Source organism: Paenibacillus sp. HB172176 (assembly GCF_011947265.1).
GTDB lineage: Bacteria > Bacillota > Bacilli > Paenibacillales > Paenibacillaceae > Pristimantibacillus.
Genome location: NZ_JAATHD010000001.1, coordinates 21684 through 34526 on the forward strand (window position 1 = coordinate 21684; position 12843 = coordinate 34526).

The following is a 12843-nucleotide window of genomic DNA, read 5'->3' on the forward strand; positions in this document are numbered from 1 at the left end:
TGTTTGCTCATGGATACGGCAGCGACACTGGCAAAGCTTGTCATTATTACCGGGATGTCGGGCGCCGGCAAGACCATTGCCGTTCAAAGCCTGGAGGACCTCGGTTTCTTCTGCGTCGATAACTTGCCGCCCGTACTCATACCGAAGTTCGCGGAATTAATCGAACAATCCAATGGCAAGATCGGAAAGGTTGCGCTCGTGATCGATTTGCGCGGGAGAGAATTTTTCACTGCGCTCTCGGAATCCCTAGCCTATATCAAGGATCATCATACGATAAGCTGCGAGATTCTATTCCTTGACGCGACGGACGAGGTGCTGGTTCAACGCTATAAGGAAAGCAGACGCAGACATCCGCTTGCGCCGCAGGGCATGCCGCTTGAAGGCATTCATTATGAACGCAGAATGCTTGAGGATCTGAAGGGCTCGGCTTCTCAAGTCATCGATACCTCCAGCTTGAAGCCGCTTCAGCTCAAAGAGCGAATCATTACGCATTTCACGAATGTCGAGCAGAACAATTTGTCGATTAACGTCACTTCCTTCGGCTTCAAATACGGCGTGCCCATCGATGCCGATCTCATCTTCGATGTCCGTTTTTTGCCGAACCCCCACTATGTGGAGGCTTTAAGGCCGAATACCGGACAAAATCCGGATGTCTACGATTATGTGATGAAATGGCCGGAGACTCAGCAATTTTTGAGCAAACTGCTGGATATGCTTCAATTTCTCATCCCCCTCTACCGCAAGGAAGGGAAGAGCCAGGTGGTCATCGGTATCGGCTGTACCGGAGGCAAGCATCGCTCGGTGGCGATAGCCGAATATTTGGGAAGAATGCTGGGGAGCAGTGATACGGAAAAGGTGCGTGTCACCCATCGTGACTCCGAACGAGATAAGCATTGACGGGGTGAGAGGATGCAGACGATTCAGAAGATTGTAAGACGGCCCAAGATTGTTGTTATCGGCGGCGGGACGGGGCTGTCTGTCATGCTTCGAGGTCTGAAGGAGAAGCCGCTCGATATTACGGCGATTGTAACGGTGGCGGATGACGGCGGAAGCTCAGGCATTCTTCGCAGCGAATTGCAAATTCCGCCGCCTGGCGACATTCGGAATGTGCTGATTGCTTTGGCAGACGCGGAGCCCTTGCTGCGAGATGTATTGAAGTATCGCTTTAATACAGGCACCGCTCTCGCTGGACATAGCTTGGGTAATTTGATGCTTGCCGCGATGACGGATATCTCCGGTGATTTCGTCAGCGGCATCAGGCAGCTTAGCCAAGTGCTTGCCGTCAGGGGAAGGGTGCTGCCTGCCGCGAATCGCGCGATTGTGCTGCATGCCGAACTGGAGGACGGCAGCATCGTGACGGGCGAATCCATGATTCCGAAGGCAGGCAAAGCGATTAAGCGTGTATTTCTTGATCCGGTCGACGTGGAGCCGCTTGCGGAAGCGGTCGAGGCGCTGGAGCAGGCGGATGCGATACTGATCGGTCCGGGAAGTCTATATACGAGCATTATGCCGAATTTGCTGGTTCCCAAGCTGGCGCAAGCGATTGTGGCATCCGAAGCGGTCAAGTTATTCGTGTGCAATGTCATGACGCAGCCTGGCGAAACGGATAATTATTCGGTCGGCGATCATCTGGAAGCGATCTATGCTCATATCGGTCATCATTTATTCGATTATGTTATCGTGAACGACGGCGAAATTCCTCCGCAGGTGGAAGCGCAGTACGCCGAGCTTGGTTCGAAAGCGGTGCATCTGGATTTGGATGTGCTGACCCAGAAAGGGTACAAGGTCATTGCGGACCGGCTGGTGCTGTTTCGCAAATTTTTAAGGCATGACGCCGAGCGGTTAAGTCATCATATCTATAAGCTTGTTGAGAATTGGATGTTACGAAAGAGGTGAGGAACAATGTCTTTTGCGGCGCAAACGAAGAAGGAACTGACGTTAATCGAAACGGATAGCTGTTGTGAGCGCGCCGAGTTGTCTGCGCTTATTCGGATGAACGGATCGGTCAGTCTGTCCAGCCGCAAGGTTGTTCTGGACATCTCTACGGAGAATGCCGCGATCGCAAGAAGAATTTACTCTCTCATGAAACGTCATTTCGATGTTCATATTGAACTGCTTGTGCGCAAGAAAATGCGACTTAAGAAGAATAATGTATATATCGTGCGCATGCCAAGCCAGGTGCAAGAGGTGTTGAAAGAGCTTTGCATTGTATCCGAAGGCTTTAACTTCAACCTTGGCATCGATAAAGAGATTATCCGCAAGCCTTGCTGCAAGCGTTCGTATCTTCGAGGCGCGTTCCTGGCTGGCGGCTCTGTGAACAACCCCGAAGGCTCCTCGTACCATCTGGAGATCGCTTCGATGTACGAGGAGCATTGCGTCTCGCTCGTCGACCTGGCGAATAAGTTCGACTTGAATGCAAGATGCATTGAACGCAAGAAGGGCTTTATCTTCTACTTGAAGGAAGGCGAGAAGATTATCGAGCTTCTCAGTATTATCGGCGCGCATCAGGCGCTCTTCAAATTCGAGGATGTGCGGATTATGCGCGATATGCGCAATTCGGTGAATCGAATCGTGAACTGCGAAACGGCGAATTTGAACAAGACGATCGGGGCGGCGGTACGTCAGATCGACAATATTAAGCTCCTGCAGAAGGAAGTCGGTCTCGAAAGCCTGCCGGATAAGCTGCGGGAGGTTGCGGAGATAAGGCTTCAGCATCCCGATTTGAACCTTACCGAGGTCGGCGAGCTGCTGAAAAGCAAGGTCAGCAAATCGGGAGTTAATCACCGACTTCGCAAAATCGACGAATTAGCGGAAAAAATACGGGGCGGAACAACTTTTGCCTAGTGCAACAGCTTGTATAATGATATAATGTGTTGTAATTGGCTTTTATTTTTCAATCGCATGTTCGTGCTTTAGTAAAATATAGGGGGTATGATTTCCATGACAAGGCTACCGGTTGTCGTTCGGCTCAAGACGGGGCTTCATGCGAGACCTGCGGCATTATTCGTTCAAGAAGCGAACAAATTCTCCTCCGAGGTGTTTGTAGAGAAGAACGATAAGAAGGTAAACGCAAAATCAATAATGGGTATTATGAGCCTTGCCATTAGCTCGGGCACTGAAATTTCCATTAGTGCAGAAGGTTCGGACGCTGAACAGGCTGTAAACGCTTTAGTCGCATTGGTCAGCAAAGAAGAACTTGAAAACCAATAAGGATATGCGAAGGACAGCAATCGTCCTATAATGAGCAAAGCAAAGGGGTCTTTTGTGTGGTTTTTTCGAACGCACAGAAGGCTCTTGTTTGCGTTTCCAGCAGGTTAAAGAGCAATTCTGTCTCTTGAAAACGTCTCGACTTTGGCAAGAACGATGTGCTTGCTTCATTTTGGAGGATTAGATTGGCGAATATAAGGGAAAGTCATAACTAAGAGACCTGGAGCTTCATGGGGAGCTTTCCAGGTCTCTATTCTTTGAAATAAGCTTTGTTGAATCGGGTTGCGGCGAGAGGGAAGTCTTGACTCTATGACAGCTGTAAGGTAGAAATGAGCCCTTTCAGTTTATCAGCGGATTTGTGCAGCAGAACGCGTTCATCCTCCGTAATCGGAATGTCTATGGGGCTTCTGACGCCATTGCGATCCACAATGCAGGGAACGCCGAGATAAACATCGGATACGCCGTGATAGTCATGAAGTAGTGTCGAGAGGTGCAGGATGGCTCCCTCGTCCTTAAGAATGGCAGCGCAAATTCGATCCAGTGCGAGTGCGATGGCGTAGTAGGTCGCGCCCTTGGCTTCGATAATCTGATACGCAGCATCGCGCGTATTCATGAAAACCTCTTCTCGATCCGCTTCGGTTAGTTGCAGCGTCGAGCCGGCGACATTGGCAAGACTCCACAGCGGCAGCTCCGAATCACCATGCTCGCCAATAATATGGGCGTGAACACTGCGAGGATCGATGTTCAGCTTCTGCCCGATCAGGTAGCGGAAGCGTGCGCTGTCTAGCAATGTGCCAGAGCCGATTACGCGTTCAACAGGAAGCTTCGCTTTCTTGTATGCCATATAGCTCATAATATCAACAGGATTGGAAGCGATAAGCAAAATAGCGTCTTTGTTGTATGGAAGTATCCCTTCAATAATGCTGTCGAAAATGGCGACGTTGCGCTTCAGCAGTTCAGTCCGCGGCTCGCCTGGCTTCTGTGCAGCGCCTGCGGTGATGATAATGATATCAGCGCCTGAACAATCCTCGTATGTTCCCGCCCAAACATCGGTATGATCGAGGAAGGGCATGCCATGATTCATGTCAAGCACGTCTCCGATTGCTTTGTTTTGGTTAGCGTCGATAAGAACGAGTTCATCTACTCGATTTCGGAGAAGAAGGGTGTATGCGGTTGTTGCGCCGACGGCGCCTGCTCCAATAATGACTATTTTCGATTTTTTCATCTTTCATCTCGCTCCTTTTTAGGCTTCATTTTCATAGAAGGGTTTGTTGACGTAATGATACATCATGCCCATTAGCACTCCGCCGCCAATAAGATTGCCTGCAGTGACAGGGATGATATTGTGAAATCCGCCAGCGTAAGAGAAGTTTGCAGGATCAATGACAAAGGCGATGGCGAATGTGCAGAGATTGGCAATGCTGTGCTCGTAGCCTGATATGAAGAAGCAGAAGACGAACAGCATCATGGCGAACATTTTTGCCCCGTCGTTTTTCATCGACATGGGAACGAAGAAGGCGAGACAGACAAGCCAGTTACAAAGAATGGCCCGGAAGAACAGCTCGGTTACGGGAGCATTCATTTTCTTGTCGACAACCTCCAAGAGAAAGGTATTGACGTCGGGGCTTGCGAATAAGCCGGTTGTCCAGATGAGCAGAGCGAACGCAGCAGCTCCCAAAATATTTCCGATATAACTCAGCATCCATAATCGTACTGTGTCTGACCATCGTATACGCTTGCGCAAGGAGGCGTAACTGTAATAGAAGGTGTTGCCCGTGAACAAATCGCCTCCCCCATAGCTTATCAGAATGATGGCGGCTCCGAACGTTATGGCAGCCATGGGATAAGTCATCGGCGAATGTTGGGAGTAGAAGAAGCTGCCTGTCTTGAAGGCGACGATGACGCCGAAGCCGATGAACATGCTGGCTAACATAGAACGGGAGAGATACCTCCACGCGCTGTTCTGATAAATACGAAGCTTCTTCAGAGCGAGCTGTTCAACCTTCTGTAATGCTTCGATTTCCAAGTGGAATCACCTCCTGATAAGAAATGCTGGAACAGATGAGTGGGCTCCTTCTGTTGCTGTAATGATACTCTCCAGCGAATCGCTATGGTGTGACGAATATCACAATCGGTTGCGAACATAAAAAAAGAAGCAGATGAAGGTTCATCTGCTTCTTAGGTGATTGTCTCAGTTAGATTCGCTCGATAACCTTGTCGACAAGTCCGTATTCCTGCGCTTCAGCGGCGCTCATGAAGTAGTCGCGGTCCGTATCCTTCTCGATGCGGTCAAGCGGCTGTCCCGAGCGTTCTGCCAAAATGTGGTTCAGCTTGTCGCGCATCTTCAGAATGCGGCGGGCGCGAATCTCGATGTCGCTGGCTTGACCTTCGGCTCCGCCCAGCGGTTGATGAATCATAACCTCGCTGTTCGGCAGCGCGTAACGCTTGCCCTTGGCGCCTGCGGTTAGCAGGAATGCGCCCATGGAAGCGGCCATGCCGACGCAAATCGTTGACACATCCGGCTTGATATATTGCATGGTGTCGTAGATCGCCATGCCGGCCGTGATGGAGCCGCCGGGGCTGTTAATGTATAAGGAAATATCCTTCTCCGGATCATCCGCCGTAAGGAATAGCATCTGAGCGATGATGGAATTGGCTACTACGTCGTTCACGCCTGAACCCAGGAAGATAATGCGGTCCTTCAGCAGGCGGGAGTAGATATCATAGGAACGTTCCCCTCGATTGCTTTGCTCGATAACCATAGGTACAAAATTCATCTCTAACCAATCCTCCCTCTTCTAAGTAATCCTATAATAACGGATTGAAATTGAAAAGTCAAAGATAGTCAGACGACAAAAAATGCGGAAAATCCTTAGAAGCTTTTTTCGCACCCACCCAAACCCTCCCTGCCTAGGGAGGGCCCCAAGGGACTGCGTCCCTCTGGACACCCGCCGGAAGAACGATAACTGGTGCAGAGAGGGGGAGTGCTGCTTTCGTTCGAGGCTCGCTCCCGTTCCTGCGGAACACGCTCTCAAGCGAGAAAACACCGCGCCCCTGCGAGACGCGCAAGATCCCTGCACCTGCGGTACAAGCAAGATACGTGCCCCTGCGAGGCACGCAAGACCCGCGCCCCTGCGAGACGCGCAAGATCCTTGCACCTGCGGTGCAAGCAAGATACGTGCCCCTGAGGGACACGCAAGATTCTTGCACCTGCGATGCAAGCAAGATTTCGTGCACCTGCGGTGCACCGCAAGATTCATGCACCTGCGGTGCATGAGAAATAAATAAACCGCCCGGCGTATGCCAGGCGGCTTGTTAGATGCATAATAGATGATGGTTGTTGGCGCGCCCGCTAGGAATCGAACCTAGATCTCAGGCTCCGGAGGCCTACGTCATATCCATTGGACCACGGGCGCATGTTTCATTTCAAAAAACAGTAGCAAAAATGATTATATGATATAGGAGCCTTGAAAGCAAGAAGGTTTTTGCGAAATCGAGTCTTTTCATTAAATTTGTATAAATTTTGACGGAAATCGTTTTCATTTTGTTCACACCTCTTGCATGCCTGCTCTATATTCGGTATGATGAATGTGGGACTTAAATCGAATGCGCGGGACGTTAGGCGTCCAGCATGGGGACAGAGTCCGCGAATCTTAGTGAAGGGCCGAAGGGCTCTGACAGATGGAGTGAAGGATAAGAGATGCGTCAGCTCATTGAACTGCAGCAGCAGCTTGTGCCGGAACTTCTGGATGTCATGAGGAAACGGTATTTGATTCTGCATCAAGTGATGTTATCGGATACGATCGGCCGAAGGTCGCTCGCGGCGAATCTTGCGATGACGGAGAGGATGCTGCGCGCGGAAACGGATTTTCTCAAGGACCAAGGCTTGCTTGACATTCATGCCTCCGGCATGAGCATCAGCGAGCTTGGCAGGAAGCTGCTTGAGCAGCTTGAACCATACTATAACTCCATGTTCGGTTTGTCTCAGCTTGAAGAGCGAATTCGAACGTATTTCGGCCTGACGAGGGTAATTATCGTTCCGGGCGACAGCGCGGAATCGCCGCAGACGAAACGCGAGCTTGGGAGAGTCGGCAGCCAGGTGCTGCGACAAGCCTTGAAGCCCGATGATGTTATCGCCGTAACGGGCGGGACGACGATCGCGCAGGTTGCGAATCAACTGACAACCTCAGCGCCGATGGGCAGCATTTGCTTCGTACCGGGACGCGGGGGACTTGGTCAAAGTCTGGATTACCAGGCGAACACGCTGGCCTCGACGATGGCGAAGCGAACCGGAGGCAAATACAGACTGCTGCATGTGCCTGATCATCTGGGGACGGAAGCTTTTTCTTCCTTAATGCAGGAGCCCAACATTCGAGAAATTGTGGATGTGATCCGAAGCGCCCGTATCGTGGTGCATGGCATCGGAGATGCGATGGTGATGGCGAGACGGAGAAATCTCGATCGCGATTTGATCGAATCGATGGAATCGGAAGGCGCGCTGGCAGAGGCGTTTGGTTTCTATTTCGACCGTGACGGCGCCGTCGTTCACAAAATGCAAACGGTAGGGTTACGCCTCGAGGATATTGTGAAGACTGAAGTTGTTATAGGCATTGCAGGCGGAAGCGGTAAAGGCGAAGCGATCGCGGCGGTCATGAGGTTCGGCCACAACGATGTGCTTGTAACCGATGAAGCGGCGGCGAAGGAAGTTATCGCGCTGATTGAGCAGCAAGCGTGAGGCCAGGATGCGTGACAACCGGAAACGAGCGGGCAAGAGTATATTTTTTTGCGAAACACGGTTGTTCATCTCCCAAAGGTTTCAATAGAGGGTTTCTTAACCGAATTCAGGATATGAGGCATCACGACGAAGAACAGCGGCAGCAAGGAGCGCGGCTGGGAACGTCTTGAAATATATTTGCTTTTAAAAACGCTTAGGAGGCTACTACTCATGACAGTAAAAGTTGGTATTAATGGATTTGGTCGTATTGGACGCTTGGCTTTCCGCCGCATTCAAAACGTGGAAGGAATCGAAGTTGTTGCAATCAATGACTTGACGGACTCGAAAATGCTGGCGCACCTGCTGAAATATGATACTACGCAAGGCCGCTTCAACGGCGATGTTGAAGTGCATGACGGCTTCTTCAAAGTAAACGGCAAAGAAGTGAAGGTTCTGGCGAACCGTAACCCTGAAGAGCTTCCTTGGGGCGATCTTGGCGTTGACATCGTTCTGGAGTGCACAGGCTTCTTCACAACCAAAGAAGCTGCTGAAAAGCATCTTAAAGGCGGCGCCAAGCGCGTTGTTATCTCGGCTCCTGCTACAGGCGACATGAAAACAATCGTTTACAACGTTAACCATGATATTCTTGACGGTTCGGAAACTGTTATCTCCGGCGCTTCTTGCACAACGAACTGCCTGGCTCCAATGGCCAAAACGCTGAATGATAAATTCGGCATCGTGCAAGGTCTGATGACAACGATCCATGCTTACACTGGCGATCAAAATACGCTGGACGCTCCGCATCCGAAAGGCGACTTCCGTCGCGCTCGCGCAGCGGCTGAAAACATCATTCCTAACACTACGGGCGCTGCGAAAGCAATCGGCCTCGTTATCCCTGATCTGCAAGGCAAGCTCGACGGCGCGGCTCAACGCGTACCGACTCCAACCGGCTCCCTGACTGAGCTGGTAGTCGTTCTGAACGAGAAAGTAACAGCTGAGCAAGTGAACGCGGCTATGAAGGAAGCTTCCGATCCGCAAACGTTCGGCTACACAGAAGACGAAATCGTTTCTTCCGACGTAATCGGCATCACTTACGGCTCCCTGTTCGACGCAACGCAAACAAAGGTGCTGACAGTAGGCGACCAACAGTTGGTGAAAACAGTAGCATGGTATGACAACGAAATGTCCTACACATCCCAGTTGATTCGTACGCTTGAGCATTTCGCGAAACTGTCCCACTAATACCAGCCCCACAGCGTACAGCATAGAGCGGAAACTTGTTTCCGCTCTTTATCTATGAGTAAGCCATCCTTTCCTATATTTTTAAAAATACGAGTTGCGGAGGAACCTACATGAACAAGAAAAGCATTCGTGATGTAGCAGAATTGGCAGGCAAGCGCGTATTCGTACGCGTCGATTTCAATGTGCCGATCGAAGATGGCAAGATTACCGACGACAAGCGCATCAGGGAGACCCTTCCTACCATTAATTATTTAATCGAAAAAGGCGCAAAGGTAATTCTTGCAAGTCATCTTGGCCGTCCGAAGGGGCAGGTTGTCGAAGAGTTGCGCCATACGGCATCGGCTGTTCGCCTGTCCGAATTGCTGGCTCGTCCTGTGAAGAAGGCTGACGAAGCGATTGGCGAAGCGGTTGAGAAGCAAGTTGCGGAAATGAACAATGGCGATGTGCTGCTGCTCGAGAATGTTCGCTTCTATCCGGGCGAGGAATCCAATGATCCTGAGCTCGCGAAAGCATTCGCGAAGCTGGCCGATCTGTTCGTGAATGACGCATTCGGCGCCGCTCACCGCGCTCACGCTTCGACAGAAGGCATCGCACATATCCTTCCGGCCGTATCCGGCCTGTTGATGGAGAGAGAGCTTGAGGTTCTAGGCAAAGCGCTTAACAATCCTGAGCGTCCGTTCACAGCTATCGTCGGAGGTTCGAAGGTGAAGGACAAAATCGCAGTTATCGACAAAATGCTTGAAATCGCGGACAACATCCTGATTGGCGGCGGTCTATCGTATACGTTCTTCAAGGCGCAAGGCCATGAAATCGGCCAATCGCTCGTTGACAACAGCAAGCTGGATCTGGCGCTTGAATTCATCGAGAAAGCGAAGAAGCTGGGCAAGAACTTCCTGATCCCTGTCGATATCGTCGTATCGGATGATTTCAGCGCAACAGCCAATACGAAAATTGTTGACGTCGACGGAATCCCTGCTGACTGGGAAGGCATCGACATCGGACCGAAAACTCGCGAGTTGTATGCGAATGTGATCAAGGATTCCAAGCTGGTCGTATGGAACGGACCGATGGGCGTATTCGAAATCGAGCCGTTCTCGCACGGAACTCGCGCTGTCGCTCAAGCTTGCGCGGACACTAGCGCATATACGGTAATCGGCGGCGGCGATTCTGCTGCGGCGGCTGAGAAGTTCGGCCTGGCGGATGGAATGGATTTCATCTCCACGGGCGGAGGCGCTTCCCTTGAATTCATGGAAGGCAAAGTATTGCCGGGCGTAGTGGCTCTTAACGATAAATAAACTTTTTTTCGAGAATAAAGGAGGAATTACGAATGAGCAGAACACCGATTATTGCAGGCAACTGGAAGATGTTCAAAACGGTTTCCGAAGCGCAATCCTTCTTCGCCGAAGTAAAGGGAAAAGCGGAGGTAGCGGGCGTGGAGAGCGTGATTTGCGCGCCATTCACGAATTTGCCGGCGCTTGTTGAGGCGGCTAAGGGAACAACGATTGCCATTGGAGCGCAGAACATGCATTTCGAGGACAATGGCGCTTATACCGGCGAAATCAGCGGAGGCATGCTGAAGGAGCTTGGTGTGAAGTACGTGATCCTCGGCCATTCCGAGCGCCGCGCTTACTTCGCGGAAACGGATGAAATTGTGAACAAGAAGACTCAAGCAGCGTTCAAGCATGGTCTGACGCCAATCGTGTGCGTGGGCGAGAAGCTGGAAGAGCGCGAAGCGGGTCAGACAAAGGACGTATGCAAAGTGCAGACAGAAGCGGCTTTCGCCGGATTGTCTGCGGAGCAGGCTTCCGAGGTTGTTGTCGCTTACGAACCGATCTGGGCGATCGGTACGGGCAAATCCTCGACTTCCGAGGACGCGCAGGATGTTATCGGTTATATTCGCGGCATTATCGCGAATCTCTATGACAGCTCTGTAGCGAATGCGGTCCGCATTCAATACGGTGGCAGCGTGAAGCCGAACAATGTGGCGGAATATATGGGTCAAGCGGATATCGACGGCGCTTTGGTCGGCGGCGCAAGCCTGGAGCCTGCCTCCTATATCGCGCTTATCGAGGGGGCCAAGTAATATGGCCTCTCGCAAACCGGTAGCGTTAATTATTATGGACGGCTTCGGCCTTCGGAACGATGTAACTGGCAACGCCGTTGCACAAGCGAAGAAGCCGAACTATGATCGATACTTAAGCGTTTATCCGAACACGACATTAACCGCTTGCGGCGAAGCTGTCGGCTTGCCGGAAGGGCAAATGGGCAACTCCGAGGTTGGCCATCTCAACATCGGCGCGGGCCGCATCGTGTATCAGGATTTGACTCGTATCAGCAAGTCGATTCGGGACGGCGAATTTTTTGATAACGAAACGCTGCTTGGCGCGGTGCGTCATGCGAAGAATAACGGCAAGAAGCTTCATCTGTACGGCTTGCTGTCGGACGGCGGCGTGCACAGCCATATCGCTCATCTCTTCGCCCTGCTGGAGCTTGCGAAGAAGGAGGAGTTGGAGGAAGTATATATTCACGGCTTTCTTGACGGGCGCGATGTTTCTCCTGACAGCGCGAAAGGCTATATTGAACAGCTTCTCGCGAAGATTGACGAAGTCGGCGTAGGAAAGATCGCAACGCTGCAAGGCCGCTACTATGCCATGGACCGCGACAAGCGCTGGGAGCGTACGGAGAAGTCCTATCGAGCGATGGTATACGGCGATGGTCCTAAATATACGGATCCGCTGCAAGCGGTAGTTGAATCCTACGAAAAATCGGTATATGATGAATTCGTTATGCCTACCGTTATCGTGGGCGAGGACGGCAAGCCGGCAGGTCTTGTGGAGTCCGAGGATGCGGTTATCTTCTTCAACTTCCGTCCAGATCGCGCGATTCAGCTGTCCCAGGTATTCACGAACGCGGATTTCCGCGGCTTCGACCGCGGAGAGAAATGTCCGAAAAATCTCTATTACGTCTGCTTGACCTTGTTCAGCGAATCCGTCGAGGGCTATGTGGCTTATGCGCCTAAGAATCTGGACAACACGCTTGGAGAGGTGCTTGCCCAGAATGGGAAGACGCAGCTGCGCACGGCTGAAACGGAGAAATATCCGCATGTGACCTTCTTCTTCAGCGGAGGCCGCGATGAGGAGCTTCCAGGCGAGACGCGCGTGCTGATTCCTTCGCCGAAGGTTGCGACGTATGATCTTCAGCCGGAGATGAGCGCTTATGAGCTTGCCGCATCGACGGTGAAGGAGATTGAAGCGGATAAGCATGACGCGATCATTCTCAATTTCGCCAACCCGGACATGGTCGGACATTCGGGCATGCTGGAGCCGACGATCAAAGCGGTGGAAGCGACGGACGAGTGTGTGGGCAAGGTTGTCGAGGCGGTGCTCGCCAAAGGCGGCGTCTGCATCATTACGGCGGATCACGGCAATGCCGACATGGTCTTCGACGAGAATGGCCGGCCTTATACGGCACACACCACCAATCCGGTTCCGCTTATCGTCACCAAAGAGGGCGTAACGCTGCGCGAGGGCGGCATTCTGGCGGATATCGCGCCGACGATGCTGGATCTGCTTCAGCTCCAGAAGCCTGCAGAGATGACGGGTACAAGCTTGATCAAATCTTAAGCTTCTCTTAGAATGATTTTCTGTATTAATAATGCAGCAAGTAAATAATGAATGAAC

12 protein-coding genes and 1 tRNA gene are annotated in these 12843 nt (G+C 51.6%); 9 read left to right on the forward strand and 4 right to left on the reverse strand.

The genetic code is table 11. The features are described 5' to 3' along the window. The first annotated feature begins 9 nt into the window (after positions 1-9). From rapZ to HFP08_RS00155, 4 genes are all read left to right on the forward strand, one after another. Positions 10-897, forward strand: coding sequence for an RNase adapter RapZ (gene rapZ / locus HFP08_RS00140; protein WP_168118494.1), 888 nt, complete (start codon positions 10-12; stop codon positions 895-897). A gap of 12 nt (positions 898-909) precedes the next feature. Next, positions 910-1896, forward strand: coding sequence for a gluconeogenesis factor YvcK family protein (locus HFP08_RS00145; protein ID WP_168118495.1), 987 nt, complete (start codon positions 910-912; stop codon positions 1894-1896). A 6-nt stretch (positions 1897-1902) separates the two neighbouring features. Further along, the gene (gene whiA / locus HFP08_RS00150) at positions 1903-2844 is read left to right on the forward strand and encodes a DNA-binding protein WhiA (RefSeq protein ID WP_168118496.1); all 942 of its coding nucleotides are present in this window, start codon (positions 1903-1905) and stop codon (positions 2842-2844) included. A 96-nt stretch (positions 2845-2940) separates the two neighbouring features. Continuing rightward, positions 2941-3210, forward strand: a complete 270-nt coding sequence (locus HFP08_RS00155) for an HPr family phosphocarrier protein (protein ID WP_168118880.1) — start codon at positions 2941-2943, stop codon at positions 3208-3210. Between the two features lie 304 nt (positions 3211-3514). On the opposite strand, the gene HFP08_RS00160 is transcribed toward HFP08_RS00155, so the two are convergent. The 4 genes from HFP08_RS00160 to HFP08_RS00175 all read right to left on the reverse strand — a co-directional run bounded on the left by HFP08_RS00160 (position 3515) and on the right by HFP08_RS00175 (position 6623). After that, a complete protein-coding gene (locus tag HFP08_RS00160; RefSeq protein ID WP_168118497.1) occupies positions 3515-4432 on the reverse strand; it encodes an L-lactate dehydrogenase in 918 nt (305 codons plus the stop codon). An 18-nt stretch (positions 4433-4450) separates the two neighbouring features. Then, positions 4451-5233, reverse strand: coding sequence for a formate/nitrite transporter family protein (locus HFP08_RS00165; protein ID WP_168118498.1), 783 nt, complete (start codon positions 5231-5233; stop codon positions 4451-4453). Between the two features lie 169 nt (positions 5234-5402). Further along, positions 5403-5984 carry an ATP-dependent Clp endopeptidase proteolytic subunit ClpP gene (gene clpP, locus HFP08_RS00170; protein WP_168118499.1) on the reverse strand — a complete coding sequence of 194 codons (582 nt, stop codon included), beginning with the start codon at positions 5982-5984 and terminating at the stop codon, positions 5403-5405. A 564-nt stretch (positions 5985-6548) separates the two neighbouring features. Beyond that, a tRNA-Arg gene (locus HFP08_RS00175) sits at positions 6549-6623 on the reverse strand. Between the two features lie 284 nt (positions 6624-6907). Between HFP08_RS00175 and HFP08_RS00180 the strand changes: the two genes are divergently transcribed. From HFP08_RS00180 to gpmI, 5 genes are all read left to right on the forward strand, one after another. Continuing rightward, positions 6908-7942, forward strand: coding sequence for a sugar-binding transcriptional regulator (locus HFP08_RS00180; RefSeq protein WP_168118500.1), 1035 nt, complete (start codon positions 6908-6910; stop codon positions 7940-7942). A gap of 210 nt (positions 7943-8152) precedes the next feature. Then, complete coding sequence (gene gap, locus HFP08_RS00185; protein ID WP_168118501.1) at positions 8153-9163, forward strand: type I glyceraldehyde-3-phosphate dehydrogenase; 1011 nt, start codon at positions 8153-8155, stop codon at positions 9161-9163. 110 nt (positions 9164-9273) lie between these two features. Then, positions 9274-10458: a phosphoglycerate kinase gene (locus tag HFP08_RS00190; RefSeq protein ID WP_168118502.1), complete on the forward strand. Its 1185-nt coding sequence runs from the start codon at positions 9274-9276 to the stop codon at positions 10456-10458. Positions 10459-10490: 32 nt separating this feature from the next. Continuing rightward, entirely contained in the window at positions 10491-11246 is a 756-nt protein-coding gene (tpiA, locus tag HFP08_RS00195; protein WP_168118503.1) for a triose-phosphate isomerase, read from the forward strand. A 1-nt stretch (position 11247) separates the two neighbouring features. Next, positions 11248-12786 carry a 2,3-bisphosphoglycerate-independent phosphoglycerate mutase gene (gene gpmI, locus HFP08_RS00200; RefSeq protein WP_168118504.1) on the forward strand — a complete coding sequence of 513 codons (1539 nt, stop codon included), beginning with the start codon at positions 11248-11250 and terminating at the stop codon, positions 12784-12786. Positions 12787-12843 lie beyond the last annotated feature (57 nt).